Source organism: Streptomyces sp. NPDC029292, from assembly GCF_055569295.1.
Genome location: NZ_JBVHXR010000023.1, coordinates 24,780 through 40,662 on the forward strand (window position 1 = coordinate 24,780; position 15,883 = coordinate 40,662).

Genomic DNA, 15,883 nt, shown 5'->3' on the forward strand with positions numbered 1-15,883 from the left:
GGGTGTCCGCTAGGCCGGAACGGTCACGCCCGGCAGAGGGAGGTCCACCTCGACCGGACGCTCGTCGCCGGAGTGCGTCGCCGACGAGGCGAGCGGGCCGTGGCCGGAGGCCTTGGCGGCCAGGACGTACGCGCCTTCGGCGGGCACGGCGAGCGCGTAGCTGCCGTCCGCGGCGGAGAGCGTGGCGCCGGCCTGGCGGCCGCGCCGGTCGATCAGGGTGACCTTGGCGCGGGCGACCGGGTCGCCGTCGGCGTTCAGGACCCGGCCGCGGAACCCTCCGAGCACCTCGTGCGCCCGCTCCATCGCGGCGTCCTCCTCGCTGCTGGCACGCAGCTGGGGCTTGGTCGCCTGGCGCTGCCGGGGCAGGAAGAGGGCCATGAGCAGGCCGACGGCCACCGCGCCCGTGGCGATCAGGAACGAGACCCGGAAGCCGTGCATGGTCGGGATCTCGACGCCGCCGACGTTGTTCGCCGTGTTGGCGAGCACCATGCCGATGACCGCGCTCGACACCGACGTACCGATCGAACGCATCAGGGTGTTGAGACCGTTGGCCGCGCCGGTCTCCGAGGCGGGCACGGAGCCGACGATCAGCGCGGGCAGCGAGGAGTACGCGAGACCGATGCCCGCGCCCAGGACGACCGCGATCACGATGGTCTGCCAGGCGGCGCTCATCAGGCCGAGGCCCGCGCCGTAGCCGATCGCGATGATCAGCATGCCGACGATCAGCGTGACCTTGGGGCCGTACTTGGCGGAGATCCGCGCGTACACCGGCGCCGTGAACATCATCGTCAGGCCGAGCGGCGCCACGCACAGACCCGCGACGACCATCGACTGGCCGAGGCCGTAACCGGTGGCCTTCGGCAGCTGGAGCAGCTGCGGCAGGACGAGCGAGACGGCGTAGAAGGCGACACCGACCATGATCGAGGCGAGGTTGGTGAAGAGCACCGAGCGGCGGGCCGTGGTGCGCAGGTCCACCAGCGGGGCCTTCACCCGCAGCTCCATCACGCCCCACAGGACGAGTACGAGGGCCGCCGCGCCGAACAGGCCGAGCGTGGTGCCAGAGGTCCAGCCCCAGTCGCTGCCCTTGGTGATCGGCAGCAGGAAGAGGACGAGGCCCGCGGAGAGGCCGATCGCGCCCAGCACGTCGAAGGTGCCCTCGGCGCGCATCGGGGATTCCGGTACGGCGATGAGGGTCAGGACGATCGAGACGGCGCCGAGACCGGCGGCGAGGAAGAAGAGGGCGTGCCAGTCGGCGTGCTGCGCGACCAGGGCCGCGACGGGCAGCGCGAGTCCGCCGCCGACGCCGATCGAGGAGCTCATCAGGGCCATCGCCGAGCCGAGCTTCTCGCGGGGCAGCATGTCGCGCATCAGACCGATGCCGAGCGGGATCGCGCCCATGGCGAAGCCCTGCAGCGCGCGGCCGACGATCATCACCAGCAGTTCACTGGTGAAACCGGCGATCAGCGAGCCGACGACCATCACGGACAGGCTCATGAGCAGCATGCGCCGCTTGCCGTAGAGGTCGCCGAGGCGGCCCATGATCGGCGTGGCCACGGCTCCCGCGAGCAGCGTCGAGGTCATCACCCAGGTGGCGTTGCTGGGTGCGGTGCCCAGCAGCTCCGGCAGGTCCTTGATGACCGGAACGAGCAGGGTCTGCATCACCGCGACAACGATGCCCGCGAAGGCGAGCACCGGCACGATCGCGCCGCTCGGCCTCCGCGTGGGCTGGTCGGTCGTCGTGTGCGTCATTACGTGGGGCCTCCAGGCCGGAAGAAGAGGAGTACTCGAAGAGGAAGGGGGTGGGCGATCCGTGCGGGATGCGTGCAAGGTGAACCCGGTGCGCCTGGGCAACTATTCCGATGCTTCGGCGTACTAACGAATTCTTGACCATCCGATGGGTATCTGACCTACCGTCAGAATGAAACGTGTTCTAGTCTTGCGCGCACCTTGGGCCTTGGGGAGGCGCGCATGGGCATCGGGATCACACCGGAGCAGCGGGAGCTGGCCGAGGCGGCACGCGGCTGGATCGCGCGGGCCGTCCCGCCGGAGGAGGTCCGCAAGCTGCTCGACGCGCCCGGCGGCGGCAGACCCTCGTACTGGGACGGACTCGCCGCGCAGGGGCTGCTCGCCGTGCATCTGCCCGAGGCGTACGGCGGTGGGGGCGGGGATCTCGTCGACCTCGCCGTGGTCGTGGCGGAGGCGGCGCGGGCCGCGTTGCCGGGGCCGTACGTCGCGAGCGTGCTGGCGTCGATGGTGCTGGTGGGGGCGGCTGATCTCGTACGGGCGGCTGCGGGGGCGGACGATCCCGTACGGGCGCCTGCGTGTGCGGATGGCCTCGTGCGAACGCCTACGTGTACGGATGATCTCGTACGGGCCTTGGCGTGCGGGGAGCGCATCGGGGCCGTGGCGTTCGGCGCGGGGTCCGTGACCGCCGTCGCGGTGGACGGCGGCTACGTGCTCGACGGGACCGCGCCTCCCGTGCTGTCGGGTGCCGACGCGGACATCCTGATCCTGGCCGCCTCGGGGGCTACCGGGACGGGGACGGTGTGGGCCGCCGTGGACGCCGCCGATCTCGTCGTACGGCCGCACGAGAGCGCCGATCCGACGCGGGCGACCGCCGAGGTCCGGGCGGAGGGGGTGCGGGTCCCCGCCGACCGCGTCCTCGCCGTCGACTCGGCCCTGGTCCGCGACCTCGCCGCCGTCGCCCTCGCCGCGGACGCCTGCGGCACCGCCGCCTGGGCGCTGGAGACCGCCGCCGAGTACGCCAAGGTCCGCGAACAGTTCGGCCGTCCCATCGGCCGCTTCCAGGGCGTGAAGCACCTGTGCGCCGACATGCTCGTACGGGTCGAGCAGGCGCGGGCGCTCACGTGGGACGCGGCCCGGTCGGCCCAAGAGTCCGACGACGTACGTGAGTTGGTGTCCGCCCTCGCCGCGGGTGCGGCGCTCGACGCCGCGTACTCCTGCGCCAAGGACTGCATCCAGATCCTCGGCGGGATCGGGTTCACCTGGGAGCACGACGCCCATCTGTATCTGCGCCGGGCGCTGGTGGCACGGCAGTTGCTCGGGGCCGGGGACGTACACCTGCGGCGGGCCGCCGGGCTCGCGCGGGACGGCGTACGGCGGGAGCTGCGCCTTCAGCTGCCGGGGGAGGCGTCCGCGTACCGGGCGCGGGCCCGGCAGGTCATCGAGGGTGCGCGCGGACTCGATCCGGCGGCGGTACGGCGCCGGCTGGCCCCCACGGGTTACGCCGCCCCGCACCTCCCGCCGCCGTACGGGCTCGGCGCCGGGCCCGTCCAACAGCTCGCCGTGCAACAGGAGTTGGCGGCGGCGGACGTACGGATCAGTGAGCTGGGCATCGCCACCTGGGTCGTACCGTCCCTCCTCGCGTACGGAACCGACCGGCAGCAGGAGCGCTATCTGCTGCCCACCCTGCGCGGGGACCTGCTCTGGTGCCAGCTCTTCTCGGAGCCGGGCGCCGGATCCGACCTCGCCTCGCTGCGCACCCGGGCCGAGCGGACCGCCGACGGGAGCTGGCGGGTCAACGGGCAGAAGGTGTGGACGAGTTCGGCGCAGTGGGCCGACTACGGGATCCTCCTCGCGCGGACGAATCCGGCGGCGCCCAAGCACAAGGGGCTCACGTACTTCGTCGTCGACATGAAGAACACGGACGGCATCGACATCCGCCCCCTGAAGGAGATCACCGGGGACTCCCTTTTCAACGAGGTCTATTTCGACAACGTGTCCCTGCCCGCGGACGCGGTCGTCGGCGAGGTCGACGACGGCTGGCGGGTCGCCCGCGACACGCTCGGCAACGAACGCGTGCACATGGCCGACCAGTTGACCTTCGACACAGGCTTGGAGGCGCTGATCGCGCGGGCGGACCGGATCGAGGGAGCGCGGCTGGGGGCCCTGCTCGCCGAGGCGCACGCGCTGGCCTGCGTCGGGCTGCGGACGACCCTTCAGCAGGTGTCCGGGGTGGAACCGGGCGCGGGCGCCTCCGTACGGAAGCTCGTGCAGACCGCGCACCAGCAGAAGGTCGCCGAACTGGGGCTCGAACTCCTGGGCCCGGCAGGCGCGTTGAGGGAAGGCGTCGGCGAGCGCGCCGTGCACGGCTTCCTGCTCTCCCGCTGTCTGACCATCGCGGGCGGCACCACCCAGGTCCAGCTCAATGTCGTCGCCGAGCGCATCCTCGGCCTGCCCAGGGACTGAGAGGGAACGGATGAAGGCGTACGTCGTCGGGGTCGGCATGACGAAGTTCGAGAAGCCCGAGACCCGGGAGTGGCAGTACTGGGACATGGTGAAGGAGGCGGGCACGGGCGCCCTTGAGGACGCCGGGATTTCGTACGCCGACGTGGAGCAGGTCCCCGTCGGCTACTGCTTCCAGGCCTCCACCGCGGGCCAGCGCGCCGCCTACGAACTGGGCCTGACCGGAGTGCCCGTCTACAACGTCAACAACAACTGCGCCACCGGGTCGAGTGCGTTGATGCTCGCCCGGCAGTTCGTCGAGGGCGGGATCTCGGACTGTGTACTCGCGCTGGGGTTCGAGAAGATGAAGCGGGGGGCGCTCGGGGGCGGGGCCGACGGGGGAGCCCGCGGCGGAGCCGCTGATGATTGGAGCAGGACGTCTCCCGTCGCCCGGCATTACGGGATCATGGCCGCCCGGCACGGCTTCGAGATGTCGCCGCCCACCGCGCAGATCTTCGGCGACGCGGCGCGTGAGCACATGGAGAAGTACGGCACCACGGAAGCCCAGTTGGCCGCCGTCGGCGCCAAGAACCACCGGCACTCGGCCAACAATCCGTACGCCCAGTTCCAGGACGTGTACTCGGTCGACGAGATCCTCGCCGCCCGGGTCGTGCACCGGCCGCTGACCAAGCTCCAGTGCTCGCCGACCTCGGACGGAGCGGCTGCGGCCGTCGTCGTGTCCGAACGGTTCGTCGAGCGGCACGAGTTGGCGGACAGGGCCGTGGAGATCGTCGCCCAGGCCATGACCACCGACACCGAGGAGTCCTTCGCCTCCGGCTCGTGCATCGACGTCGTTGGGCAGCCGATGTCGCGGGAGGCCGCCCGCCAGGTGTACGAGCGGTCCGGACTCGGCATCGGGGACGTGGACGTCGTAGAACTGCACGACTGCTTCTCGGTCAACGAACTCCTGACGTACGAGGCGCTCGGCATGTGCGGGGAGGGGGAGTCCGGCAAGCTCGTCGAGTCCGGGGCCACGACGTACGGCGGCCGGTGGGTCGTGAACCCGTCGGGCGGACTGATCTCCAAGGGGCATCCGCTGGGGGCCACCGGTATTGCCCAAGTAGCCGAGCTGGTATGGCAGTTGAGGGGCGAGGCGGGGGAGCGGCAGGTGCCGGGCGCGCGGGTCGGGCTCGCGCACAACATCGGGCTGGGCGGGGCGGCGGTGGTCACGCTGTTGCGGGCGGGGGGCTGAGACAGGGGAGCCGGCGTCGGCGGTGTAGATGACGACGGCTGGATCTCGTGACCGACGCCTGCGTGGGCCCCGGGCCCCGTGACCGACGGGGTCCTAGGTCCCGTGACCGACGTCGGCGTGCGGCGAAATCCTGATGCACGGGGCGTACGGCGGTTGAGAGCATGACTCCCATGCTCCGAGCCGCTGAAGGTACCCGTATATCCGGACGTATCGCGCCGCCCACGTGGGTGGTGGTCGCGCTCGCGTGCGCCGGACAGTTCCTTGTCGTGCTGGACGTGTCCGTCGTCAACGTGGCGCTGCCGTCCATGCGGACCGACCTGGGGCTGAGCGCGCCGGGGCTGCAATGGGTGGTGAACGCGTACTCGATCGCCTTCGCCGGGTTCATGCTGCTGGGCGGACGGGCCGGTGATCTGTACGGGCGCAAGCGGATGTTCCTGGTCGGGCTCGCGCTGTTCACGCTCGCCTCGCTCGGTGGCGGCCTGGCCCAGGACGGCTGGCAGTTGCTGGTCGCGCGGGCCGTGCAGGGGCTCGGGGCCGCCGTGCTCGCGCCCTCGACGCTGACGATCCTCACCTCGGCCGTCCCGGAGGGAGCCGCACGCGCGCGGGCCATCGCGACCTGGACGGCGGTCGGCGCCGGGGGAGGCGCGGCGGGCGGACTCGTCGGCGGACTGCTGGTCGACGGGCTGTCGTGGCGCTGGGTGCTCCTCATCAATGTGCCGGTCGGCGCGGTGGTGCTCGCCGGGTCCGCGCGGTGGCTGGTGGAGAGCCGGGCCGGGGCCGGGCGGCGCCTGGACCTGCCGGGCGCGCTGCTGGTGACGGCGGGCCTCGCGACACTGGCGTACGGGATCGTGCAGACGGAGGCCGAGGGGTGGGCGGCGGCCGCGACGCTGGTGCCGCTGTGCGCCGGACTCGCGCTCATCGGCCTGTTCCTCGTCGTCGAGGCGCGGACGAAGGCACCGCTGATGCCGCTGAAACTGTTCGGACGGCGGTCCGTGTCGTCGGCGAACGCGGCCATGTTCATCTGCGGCTCCGCGATGTTCTGCATGTGGTTCTTCATGACGCTGTACGCGCAGAACGTGCTCGGCTACTCGCCGCTGGGCGCCGGGCTCGCGCTGGTGCCGAGCTCGCTCGCGGTGGTCCTCGGCTCGAAGCTGGCCCCGCGGTTCATGCCGGCGGTCGGGGCGCGCAATCTGGCGGCCCTCGGCACGCTGGTGGCCGCGGCGGGCTTCGGCTGGCAGTCGACGATGACGCCGGACGGCCCGTATCTGACCGCGATCATGTTCCCGGGGATCCTGATGATGGCGGGCGCGGGCCTGGCCGCGACACCGCTCGCCGCGCTCGCGACCTCGGGCGCGGAGCCGGGGGACGCCGGGCTGGTGTCCGGACTGGTCAACACCTCGCGCACGATGGGCGGTTCACTCGGGCTCGCGGTCATGTCCACCATCGCGGCGGCCCGTACGGCGGGCGGCTCGTCGGCTCAGGCACTGACCGAGGGCTACGCTCTGGCGTTCCGCACGGGCGGAGTCGTGCTGCTGGGCGGGACGGTGCTGATGCTGGTGTGGTTGCCGCGAAAGATTTCCCGGACTTGAGGCAACGAAATCCGATCCTCGCGGACTCCTTTAAACATCTAGGAGGTGCCCATGGGGGATCGGAAGCAGGCTCGGGACGAAGAGTTCCAGAGCTTTGTCATCGGCCGCTGGCCACGGTTGATGCGTACGGCATTTCTCCTCACGGGGGAGCAGCACGCCGCGGAGGACTTGGTCCAGTCGACGCTTGAGCAGGTGTACGTGGCCTGGCGCAAGGTCGGCGCGGCCGACGACCCGGAGGCGTATGTACGGCGCGTGATGATCAACGCGCATGCTCGCAAACACCGCAGACGGCTCAAGGAGTTCCTCGCGCCGAAGGACGATTCCGGCCTCACGCACGAACTGCCCGACAGCGGTGACCGGATCGCCCAGGCCGACGACCGCGGCGCCCTGCTGACGGCGCTTTCCCAACTGCCGCCGCGCCAGCGGGAAGCGGTGGTGCTGCGGTACTGGGAGGACCTGAGCGAGAGCCAGGCGGCGGAGGCGATGGGCTGTTCGGTGGGCTCGGTGAAGAGCAACGCGGCCAAGGGGATCGCGAAACTCCGCGCCATACCGGGCCTGGCCGAACTGGTGACGCACGGAGGGCGGAAGTGATGAGCGCGGACCGGGAGACGAACCACGACATGACGCACAGGGACATCGCCTTCCTGCTGGCCGAGGCCGCGGACGAGGTGGAGATCGGTATAGCCCCCTACCAGGCGGTGGTCCGTGGCGGACGGCGCCGCAAGGCCCGCCGCTGGGCGGTCGCGGCCGCCGCGGCCCTGGTGATCGCCGGGTCCACGGGGACGCTGGCGCTGGCCGGGGCGACGGGCGGTGACGGGCACAGCGTCGCGCCGGTCGCCACCCAGCCGCCGACGGCCAAGGAGCGGCATGTCTACGCGCCGCAGCGGACCACCTTGGCGAGCACACGCGACAACGGCAAGGACTGGAGCGTCACGCTCGACGTGTGGGCGGCGCCGAAGAACCAGGCGGAGGCACAGCGCCAGTGGACCGCGATGGGCGAGTACCGGGTGCGGCCGGTGGGAGTGAAGGAGGCCAAGGGCCTGATCGGCAAGGACTGGTACTTCGTGCACCTGATGGTGGGCGATGACTCGCAGACGGTGATGTGGGGCGAGTTCGACAAGAGCGACACCGCGTCGGGCGAGTACCTCGTTTCCGGCGCGATGGCACTGGACGCGAGCGGCTCCGCCAAGGCCGACGCACCCCAGCGACTGGTGATCGGCGATGTCGCGCCGACCACCCAGCAAGTCACCTGCACCTGGAAAGACGGCACGATGACGGAGGTTCCGAGGGCGCCCGAGGGCGACAGCTTCAGCCGGGACTCCAAGCCGATGATCCGCGAGGCCAAGGGCTCCCCGACCAACTGGTTCGTGTGCCTCGCCCCGGAGGGCAAGAGCTTCAAGTCGGTCAGGGTGACGAAGTGAGGTGACAGGAAGCGGGGTCCGGCTCCGAAGCCGGGCCCCGGGAGAGGGCGGTCACCCCGGGAGCCGGCCCTCGCCCCGGGGAGCACACGGTCCCACCAGGAGCAGCCGTCCCGGCCAGGGTTACAGCCACCCCTGCTGACGGGCCTCCCGCATGGCCTCCATGCGGTTGCGGGTGCCCGTCTTGCCGATGGCGGAGGAGAGGTAGTTGCGGACGGTCGACTCGGAGAGGTGGAGCTTCGTCGCGATGTCGGCGACGGTGGCGCCGTCCACCGAGGCCTTCAGTACGTCGCACTCGCGGGCGGTGAGCGGATTGGGTCCGGCGCTCAGCGCGGCCGCGGCGAGCGCCGGATCGATGACGGTCTCACCGGTCAGCACCCGTCGGATCGCCTCGGCCAGTTCCTCCACGGGCCCGTCCTTGACCAGAAAGCCCGCGGCTCCCGCCTCCATGGCCCGCCGCAGATACCCGGGCCGCCCGAAGGTGGTGAGGATCAGCACCCGGCAGTCGGGCGCCTGCTCCCGCAGCTCGGCCGCCGCGTCCAGTCCGCTCATCCCCGGCAACTCGATGTCCAGCAGCGCCACATCGGGCCGGTGGGTCAACGCAGCGTCCACGATCACGTCCCCTGCCGAGACCTGCGCGACCACCTCGATGTCCGCCTCCATGCCCAGCAGCAGAGCGAGCGCGCCCCGCATCATTCCCTGATCCTCGGCGAGCAGGACGCGAATGGACTTGGCGGGCCGGTGATCCCGGGGCATCTCGTTCACGGGGCAAGGGTAGGGCGCGCAGACCTGCGCCGCTCGCGGAGGCGGCGCGTCGAGGAGCTGCGGAGTTCTCGGACGGCCCGGGCCTCGCACCGGACCTCGAACCGGACCTCGAACCGGGCGACGAACCGGACCTCGCACTGGACCTCGAACCGGACCTCGCACCGGACCCGAACCGGGCGACGAGGTGGCCGAAGGATCGACTCGACTAGGCCGGTGCCTCGGTCAAGTCCGCCATCTCCACGGGGAGTTCGGCCTTGACCTGGAAGCCGCCGCGGGAGGCCGGTCCCGCCTCCAGTGAGCCGCCCGCTGTCGCGAGGCGTTCCCTGAGGCCCTTCAGGCCCGTGCCGCCGATTCCGTCCACGGGTTCGGTCGGGGACACGCCCGCGCCGTTGTCCGTGATCCTCAGGCGGACGCGGTCCGGGGTGCCGTCGACCGTGATGTCACAGCGGGTCGCGCCGCTGTGCCGTACGACGTTGGTGACGGCCTCGCGGAGCACCCAGCCGAGGAGGGCCTCGGTCTGGGGGACGAGGGGCGGGCCCGACTGGCGGACGACCGGCTCGACCCCGACGGCGGACAACGCCGAGCGGGCGCGGTCCATTTCCGTGGCGAGGCTGCCCTCGCGGTAGCCGGTGACCGCCTCGCGGATCTCCGTCAGGGCCTGGCGGCCGACCGACTCGATGTCCGTGACCTGGACGAGGGCCGCGTCCAGGTCACGGTGGGCCAGCCGGCGGGCCGCCTCCGACTTCACCACGATCACGGAGAGCGTGTGGCCGAGCAGGTCGTGCAGGTCGCGGGAGAAGCGCAGGCGCTCCTTCTCGACCGCGCGGCGGGCCAGTTCCTCGCGGGCCGCGCGCAGTTCCCGTACCGCCTCGGCGAGGGACAGGATCGCCGCCGTCACCATGGTGGACAGGAAGGTGCCGTACGCGATGTTGATCGCGTCCCAGCCCTCCCTGACACCGGCGACGGCACCCGCCAGCGCGCTCAGGCCGAAACCGGCCTTGCCGAGCCACGGGCCGCGGAGGCTCGCCCCCGTCGCGAGGCCGAGCAGCGGGAAGAACAACAGCCAGTTGCCGCCGTAGCCGATGGCCAGAGCGCAGGTCAGAACGCCCATCAGGACGAGTGCCACGCGTGTGGAGCGGGCCTCGCGTGCCTCCTTCACGAAGGCGCGGAACGCCACGTAGATGTAGAGGGAGTTGAAGGCGAACAGACCCAGGCCGCCGATCCAGGGGTTGGGAGTCTTGCCCTGGAAGAGGTTGGAGAAGGCGCCCATGCCCATCAGCAGCCAGGGCAGCAGGGCGAACCCGGTGGGCGGCGGGCCCGGGTTCGGGTCCGCGGACACCTTCCCGGACTTCCGGGCGGCCTTCTGCCCGGCCTTGAACTTCTCCATGTCCGCCTTCCACTGCCGCCGCGCCTCCTGCCACGCGTCCACCCGCCCGGTGACGCTGCGCATGCATGACATGTCTCTGCTCCCCGTTCAGACGGTCCGCGCGGCCCTGCGGTACGAGACCACAGCGTAGGAACCGAACGCCAGCATCCACACTGCGAGGACCGCGACCGCGCCGGGTGCCGGTGCGTTGCCGTCGGCGACGGACGTGCCGAGCTGGGCGAAGCGGTACGTGGGTGTGTAGGCGGACAGTGACTGGAGCCAGCCGGGGAAGAGGGCGAGCGGGAACCACAGGCCGCCGACCACCGACAGCCCCAGGTTGCACACCATGTTCGCCACCCCGGTCGTCTGCGCGGTCAGCCGGTAGCCGTTGCCGAGGCCCAGCAGCGTGAAGGGGATCGAGCCGAGCCACAACAGCACCGCGATCGCCGCCCACTGCCAGAGGTCCAGGCGCACGCCGTTGACCAGACCGCCCGCCGCCAGCACCGCGGTGATCGCGGGCAGCACGGTCACCGAACCGGTCAGCGCCCGGCCGAGCACCACCTCGCGCGGTGTCATCGGCGTCACCCGCAGCTGCCGCAGCCAGCCGATCACCTTGTCCTCGGCGACCCCGCCACCGGTGTTGAGGGCCGAGCCCACCGCGCCGTACGCGGCCATGCCGACCATCGAGGCGGTCTTCCAGCCGCCGTCGTCGTCGCCACCGAGGTTGGTGAACAGGAGATACATCATGACCGGCATCGCGATGCCGCCGATCACAAAGCCGGTGTCGCGCAGCGTCCGGCGCACTTCGAGTCGCAGATAGTCCAGCATCACACCGTCTCCAGAGCAGAGTCCGTCAGCGCGAGGAACGCCTCGTCCAGCGAGGCCGGAGCGACCTCCAGGCCGCGTATCGCGCCCAGCCCGGCCAGCGCGATCACCGTCGCGTCGGAGTCGTCCGTCCGCAGCCGGGCCCGGTCCCCGCGCACCTCCACCGACACCACACCCGGCAGCCGGGTCAGGCCCTCCGTGCCGCGGCCCGCCAGCTCGAAGGAGACCAGGTTGCCGCCCACGGACCGCTTGAGCTGCTCGCTGGTGCCGTCGGCGGCGATCCGGCCGCCGTCGATGACGACGATCCGGTCGGCGTGCGCGTCGGCCTCCTCCAGGTAGTGCGTGGAGAACAGCACGGTGTGGCCGCGCCGCGCGTATGCCCGCATCGAGTCCCAGAACGCGTGCCGCGCCTCCACGTCCAGCGCGGCGGTCGGCTCGTCGAGCACGATCAGCGTGGGGTTCCCGGCGAGCGCGACCGCGAACCGCACGCGTTGCGTCTGCCCGCCGGAGAGCCGGTCGACCCGCCGCCCCGCCAGATCCGCGATGCCCGCGAGCTCCAGCGCGTCGGCGACCGGCAGCGGCGCCGGATAGCGGCCCGCCACGAACGAGACCAGCTCGCGGACGGTGACCCGCGGCACGGGCCGCGCCTCCTGGAGCATCGCGCCGACCCGCCCCGCGCGCACCGCGTTCTCCGGGCGCCCGCCGAAGAGCGCGACCGAGCCCTCGTCGGGCTCGTTCAGGCCGAGCAGCAGTGAGATGGCCGTCGACTTGCCCGCGCCGTTGCGGCCCAGCAGCGCGACCGTCTCGCCGCGCGCGATCTCAAGGTCCACACCGTCCACGGCGCGCACGTCGCCGAAGGTCTTGACCGCCCCCGTGAAGGACACGGCCGGAGGTGTCCCAGTCGTCTGTGCCATGGATACGACGCTACGAAGGCGGGGGTGGGGCCCGGCAGATGGGCTTGTACGGAATCGGGCAGGACAAATGTCACCGCTCGACCCGGCTCCCGCGTATCTGACATGGTGTCAGGAGTCTTCACAAGTGCTGGACGCTGGGCTATACAAGGGGTCGCCGGACTGGAACGCGTTCTAGAACGGGCGGGTTCCGCGGCTCAGTGTCGACCTCGGTGCGGCCGACGGTGCGGACGGCCGCACCGAGGTCTTTCGTGCTAGTGATCAGGAGCCCCATGCCCATCGACGCCGCCAAGGCCGTCGCCGCCGAACCCCGGACCGGCGAGATCACCTGGGACCACAAGGACGTCCAGCTCTACCACCTCGGACTCGGTGCGGGCCGCCCCGCGACCGACCCCGACGAGCTGCGCTACACCCTCGAATCCAGGCTGCACGTCCTGCCGAGCTTCGCCACCGTCGCGGGCGCGGGCTCACCGGGTGTGATCAGCGGCCTCTCCATGCCCGGTGTCGACGTCGACCTCGCCCGCGTCCTGCACGGCGGCCAGAGCATCGCAGTGCACCGCCCGATCCCGGTCGAGGGCAAGGCGGTCGCCACCGGGCGCATCGCCGCCGTGTACGACAAGGGCAAGGCCGCGATCCTCGTCATGCGCACCGAAGTCGCCGACGCCGAAGGCCCGTTGTGGACGAACGACGCCCAGATCTTCGTACGGGGCGAGGGCGGCTGGGGTGGCGACCGGGGCCCCTCCACCCGCCTCGAAGCGCCGACGGGACCGCCCGACAAGACCGTTGAGCGGCCGATCCGCGAGGACCAGGCGCTGCTCTACCGGCTCTCCGGCGACTGGAACCCGCTGCACGCCGACCCCGAGTTCGCCAAGCTCGCCGGGTTCGACCGGCCGATCCTGCACGGGCTGTGCACGTACGGCATGACGCTCAAGGCGGTCGTCGACACGGTCCTGGGCGGAGATGTGGCCCGCGTCCGCTCGTACACCACCCGCTTCGCCGGTGTGGTCTTCCCCGGCGAGACCCTGCGCATCCGGATGTGGCGGCGGGAGAGCGCGGTCCAGGTGGCGGTGACCGCGGTCGAGAGGGACGACGCGCCGGTCCTCGCCGACACCATCGTTGAGCACGCCTGACTGTCGTACGCACCACCGTGACGTTCTTCCTGAGGGGAGCCGCACCATGCGCGCAGCCGTACAGCACGAGATAGGCCAGGACAAACTCGAAGTCCTCGACGACGTCGAGGCGGTGGGCTTCGGGCCCGGCAGGGTGCGGATCCGGGTGCGGGCCACCGGGCTGTGCCACTCGGACCTGTCCGCGATGAGCGGCGTGCTGCCGCAGCCCGCGCCGTTCGTCCCCGGACACGAGGGCGCGGGTGAGATCCTCGAAGTCGGGGACGGAGTAAGCCACTTGAAGCCCGGCGACCGGGTCGTGATCTGCTGGCTCCCGGCCTGCGGCGTCTGTCCCGCCTGCAAGCGCGGCCAGACCGAACTGTGTCTGGCCGGCTTCATGAACGCGGGCACGCCCAACTTCAAGCGCCCCAACGGCGATCTCTTCGGCTTCGCCGGCACCGGCACCTTCACCGAGGAGGTCGTCGTCGACGCGGGCTGCGCGGTGCCGATCCCCGACGACGTGCCTTTCGACATCGCGGCCCTCATCGGCTGCGGCGTCACCACCGGACTCGGCGCCGCGCTCAACACCGCCGATGTGGAGGCCGGTTCGTCGGTCGCCGTCATCGGCTGCGGCGGCGTCGGCATCTCCGCGATCCAGGGCGCACGGCTCAAGGGCGCGGCCGAGATCGTCGCCGTCGACCCGGTGGCCTCCCGCCGCGAGGCCGCGCTCAGGTTCGGCGCCACCCAAGCCGTCTCGCCGGACGAACTCCCGGGCGCCAAGCAGCAGATCACCGGCGGCGAGGGCTTCGACTACGTCTTCGAAGTCGTCGGCCGCTCCGCCACCGCCCGCACCGCCTACGAGAACACCCGCCGCGGCGGCACCCTCGTCGTCGTCGGCGCGGGCGCCATGGACGACTTCCTCCAGCTCAACATGTTCGAGCTGTTCTTCGACGAGAAGCGGATCCTGCCCTCGATGTACGGCGGCGGCGACGTCCTGCGTTCGTACGAGCGGACCGTCGCCCTGTGGCGCGCGGGCCGCATCGACCTGGAGGGCCTGATCACCCACCGGGTGCCCCTGGCCGAGATCAACGAGGCCCTCGACCAGATGCGGACGGGTGTCGCGCTGCGTACGTGCATCGAGATCTGATCAGCCAACTCCCTGGATCTGAAGGGAGCTTGATGTCACCGCCACTTGCCCGAGGGGACCTTGATGTCACTGCCACTTGAAGGGCTGTCCGCGATCGTCACCGGCGCGGGCCGCGGGCTCGGCCGGGCCGAGGCGCTGGAACTCGCCCGGCTGGGCGCGGCCGTCGTCGTCAACGACTTCGGGCAGCCCGGACGGGACGGCTCCGGCGAGGCGTCGGCCACGCCCGCCGAGGAGGTCGCCGCCGAGATCCGCGCGGCGGGCGGCCGGGCCGTCGCCCACACCGGGGACGTCGCCGACCATGAACAGGCCCGAGCGTTGGTCGAGTTGGCGGTCGCCGAGTTCGGCAAGCTCGACATCCTCGTCAACAACGCGGGCATCCTGCGCGACCGGATGGTCTTCTCGATGTCCGAGGACGAGTGGGACTCGGTCATCAAGGTCCACCTCAAGGGCCACTTCAACACGACCCACTTCGCGGCCGTGCACTGGCGGGCGCGGTCCAAGACTGTCGACGGGCCCGTGTACGGGCGGATCGTGAACACCTCCTCCGAGGCCTTCCTCGCGGGCTCCGCCGGACAGCCCAACTATGCCGCCGCGAAAGGCGGAATAGTCGGGCTGACCACCTCCACGGCGCTGGCGCTCGCGAAGTACGGCGTCACGGCGAACGTGATCTGCCCGCGCGCCCGGACCCGTATGACGGAGGACGTGTTCGGCGGGTTCGAGGTACCCGACCAGGGACTCGATCCCCTTGCCCCCGAGCATGTCGCCCCGCTCGTCGGCTACGTGGCCTCACCGGCCGCCGCGCACGTCAACGGCCAGCTCCTCGTCGTACACGGCGGCATGGTCGCGATCGTCGAACGCCCGCGTGTGGCCGCCAAGTTCGACACCAAGCAGGACGTCTTCACCTACGACGAGCTGGACGCGCTGCTCACCCCGCACTACGCGGACCGCCCGAAGGGCGAGACGTTCGCGGCGGTGGAGGTGCTCGGGCTCAAGCACGAGTAGGCGGCGGGGCACGAGTGGGTGGCAGGGGCGGTCGGCCCTCCGGGCTGAGCAGTCGTCCGTGGGGCCCTGGAGCCCCGCACAGAACGGCCCCGCTCGCCTTGAGGCGAGCGGGGCCGTGTTGCCACTTCGACCTGTGTCAGGCCGCGTTGCCCTGGCCGGACGGCTTGCGGTGGCGGCCCTGCGGGGTCGCCTCGTCGTCCTGGCCGGAGACCGGGCCGCGGTGCTTGCCGTGGCCCTCGGCCTGGGCCGCGGTCTCCTGGACGTCAGTGGTCGGCCAATCCATGGTGCTGGTGTCCCTCATCTGTGTTCACCCCGTT

General features: G+C 71.4%; 14 protein-coding genes. 8 read left to right on the forward strand and 6 right to left on the reverse strand.

The window, feature by feature from the left end; all coding sequences use genetic code 11:
* Window positions 1–9: 9 nt before the first annotated feature.
* Window positions 10–1,749, reverse strand: a complete 1,740-nt coding sequence (locus ACZ4WS_RS38245) for an MFS transporter (protein ID WP_467987617.1) — start codon at window positions 1,747–1,749, stop codon at window positions 10–12.
* 219 nt (window positions 1,750–1,968) lie between these two features.
* Here ACZ4WS_RS38245 and ACZ4WS_RS38250 point away from each other — a divergent pair, with 219 nt between their 5' ends.
* The 5 genes from ACZ4WS_RS38250 to ACZ4WS_RS38270 all read left to right on the forward strand — a co-directional run bounded on the left by ACZ4WS_RS38250 (window position 1,969) and on the right by ACZ4WS_RS38270 (window position 8,447).
* The gene (locus tag ACZ4WS_RS38250; protein ID WP_467987618.1) at window positions 1,969–4,209 is read left to right on the forward strand and encodes an acyl-CoA dehydrogenase; all 2,241 of its coding nucleotides are present in this window, start codon (window positions 1,969–1,971) and stop codon (window positions 4,207–4,209) included.
* A gap of 10 nt (window positions 4,210–4,219) precedes the next feature.
* Window positions 4,220–5,437 carry a lipid-transfer protein gene (locus ACZ4WS_RS38255; RefSeq protein WP_467987619.1) on the forward strand — a complete coding sequence of 406 codons (1,218 nt, stop codon included), beginning with the start codon at window positions 4,220–4,222 and terminating at the stop codon, window positions 5,435–5,437.
* A 170-nt stretch (window positions 5,438–5,607) separates the two neighbouring features.
* Window positions 5,608–7,026 carry an MFS transporter gene (locus tag ACZ4WS_RS38260; protein WP_467987620.1) on the forward strand — a complete coding sequence of 473 codons (1,419 nt, stop codon included), beginning with the start codon at window positions 5,608–5,610 and terminating at the stop codon, window positions 7,024–7,026.
* Window positions 7,027–7,077: 51 nt separating this feature from the next.
* Window positions 7,078–7,617, forward strand: a complete 540-nt coding sequence (locus ACZ4WS_RS38265; RefSeq protein WP_467987621.1) for a SigE family RNA polymerase sigma factor — start codon at window positions 7,078–7,080, stop codon at window positions 7,615–7,617.
* Complete coding sequence (locus tag ACZ4WS_RS38270) at window positions 7,617–8,447, forward strand: hypothetical protein (protein WP_467987623.1); 831 nt, start codon at window positions 7,617–7,619, stop codon at window positions 8,445–8,447. The genes ACZ4WS_RS38265 and ACZ4WS_RS38270 overlap by 1 nt, the downstream gene beginning before the upstream one ends.
* A 120-nt stretch (window positions 8,448–8,567) precedes the next feature.
* Here ACZ4WS_RS38270 and ACZ4WS_RS38275 read toward each other — a convergent pair whose 3' ends face one another.
* The 4 genes from ACZ4WS_RS38275 to ACZ4WS_RS38290 all read right to left on the reverse strand — a co-directional run bounded on the left by ACZ4WS_RS38275 (window position 8,568) and on the right by ACZ4WS_RS38290 (window position 12,314).
* Window positions 8,568–9,200: a response regulator gene (locus ACZ4WS_RS38275; protein WP_467987785.1), complete on the reverse strand. Its 633-nt coding sequence runs from the start codon at window positions 9,198–9,200 to the stop codon at window positions 8,568–8,570.
* A gap of 214 nt (window positions 9,201–9,414) precedes the next feature.
* Entirely contained in the window at window positions 9,415–10,668 is a 1,254-nt protein-coding gene (locus tag ACZ4WS_RS38280; RefSeq protein WP_467987624.1) for a sensor histidine kinase, read from the reverse strand.
* Window positions 10,669–10,683: 15 nt separating this feature from the next.
* A complete protein-coding gene (locus ACZ4WS_RS38285) occupies window positions 10,684–11,403 on the reverse strand; it encodes an ABC transporter permease (RefSeq protein WP_467987626.1) in 720 nt (239 codons plus the stop codon).
* Window positions 11,403–12,314 (reverse strand): ABC transporter ATP-binding protein, encoded by a 912-nt coding sequence (locus tag ACZ4WS_RS38290; RefSeq protein ID WP_467987627.1) that lies wholly within the window; start codon window positions 12,312–12,314, stop codon window positions 11,403–11,405. The genes ACZ4WS_RS38285 and ACZ4WS_RS38290 overlap by 1 nt, the downstream gene beginning before the upstream one ends.
* Before the next feature lie 269 nt (window positions 12,315–12,583).
* Here ACZ4WS_RS38290 and ACZ4WS_RS38295 point away from each other — a divergent pair, with 269 nt between their 5' ends.
* The 3 genes from ACZ4WS_RS38295 (at window position 12,584) to ACZ4WS_RS38305 (ending at window position 15,566) form a co-directional block, all read left to right on the forward strand.
* Window positions 12,584–13,441, forward strand: coding sequence for a MaoC/PaaZ C-terminal domain-containing protein (locus tag ACZ4WS_RS38295; protein WP_467987628.1), 858 nt, complete (start codon window positions 12,584–12,586; stop codon window positions 13,439–13,441).
* A gap of 46 nt (window positions 13,442–13,487) precedes the next feature.
* Window positions 13,488–14,564, forward strand: a complete 1,077-nt coding sequence (locus ACZ4WS_RS38300) for a Zn-dependent alcohol dehydrogenase (protein ID WP_467987629.1) — start codon at window positions 13,488–13,490, stop codon at window positions 14,562–14,564.
* A 63-nt stretch (window positions 14,565–14,627) separates the two neighbouring features.
* Window positions 14,628–15,566: a 3-oxoacyl-ACP reductase gene (locus ACZ4WS_RS38305; RefSeq protein ID WP_467987630.1), complete on the forward strand. Its 939-nt coding sequence runs from the start codon at window positions 14,628–14,630 to the stop codon at window positions 15,564–15,566.
* Window positions 15,567–15,702: 136 nt separating this feature from the next.
* On the opposite strand, the gene ACZ4WS_RS38310 is transcribed toward ACZ4WS_RS38305, so the two are convergent.
* Window positions 15,703–15,867 (reverse strand): hypothetical protein, encoded by a 165-nt coding sequence (locus ACZ4WS_RS38310; RefSeq protein ID WP_467987631.1) that lies wholly within the window; start codon window positions 15,865–15,867, stop codon window positions 15,703–15,705.
* Between the last annotated feature and the right edge of the window lie 16 nt (window positions 15,868–15,883).

Excerpts from the sequence above, each read along its gene's own strand:
- ACZ4WS_RS38300 (WP_467987629.1), top strand. The coding sequence starts at position 13,488 with ATGCGCGCAGCCGTACAGCACGAGATAGGCCAGGACAAACTCGAAGTC.
- ACZ4WS_RS38245 (WP_467987617.1), bottom strand. The coding sequence starts at position 1,749 with ATGACGCACACGACGACCGACCAGCCCACGCGGAGGCCGAGCGGCGCG.
- ACZ4WS_RS38265 (WP_467987621.1), top strand. The coding sequence starts at position 7,078 with ATGGGGGATCGGAAGCAGGCTCGGGACGAAGAGTTCCAGAGCTTTGTC.
- ACZ4WS_RS38285 (WP_467987626.1), bottom strand. The coding sequence starts at position 11,403 with ATGCTGGACTATCTGCGACTCGAAGTGCGCCGGACGCTGCGCGACACC.
- ACZ4WS_RS38270 (WP_467987623.1), top strand. The coding sequence starts at position 7,617 with ATGAGCGCGGACCGGGAGACGAACCACGACATGACGCACAGGGACATC.
- ACZ4WS_RS38280 (WP_467987624.1), bottom strand. The coding sequence starts at position 10,668 with ATGTCATGCATGCGCAGCGTCACCGGGCGGGTGGACGCGTGGCAGGAG.
- ACZ4WS_RS38305 (WP_467987630.1), top strand. The coding sequence starts at position 14,628 with ATGTCACTGCCACTTGAAGGGCTGTCCGCGATCGTCACCGGCGCGGGC.
- ACZ4WS_RS38260 (WP_467987620.1), top strand. The coding sequence starts at position 5,608 with ATGCTCCGAGCCGCTGAAGGTACCCGTATATCCGGACGTATCGCGCCG.
- ACZ4WS_RS38250 (WP_467987618.1), top strand. The coding sequence starts at position 1,969 with ATGGGCATCGGGATCACACCGGAGCAGCGGGAGCTGGCCGAGGCGGCA.
- ACZ4WS_RS38275 (WP_467987785.1), bottom strand. The coding sequence starts at position 9,200 with ATGCCCCGGGATCACCGGCCCGCCAAGTCCATTCGCGTCCTGCTCGCC.
- ACZ4WS_RS38310 (WP_467987631.1), bottom strand. The coding sequence starts at position 15,867 with ATGAGGGACACCAGCACCATGGATTGGCCGACCACTGACGTCCAGGAG.
- ACZ4WS_RS38255 (WP_467987619.1), top strand. The coding sequence starts at position 4,220 with ATGAAGGCGTACGTCGTCGGGGTCGGCATGACGAAGTTCGAGAAGCCC.
- ACZ4WS_RS38290 (WP_467987627.1), bottom strand. The coding sequence starts at position 12,314 with ATGGCACAGACGACTGGGACACCTCCGGCCGTGTCCTTCACGGGGGCG.
- ACZ4WS_RS38295 (WP_467987628.1), top strand. The coding sequence starts at position 12,584 with ATGCCCATCGACGCCGCCAAGGCCGTCGCCGCCGAACCCCGGACCGGC.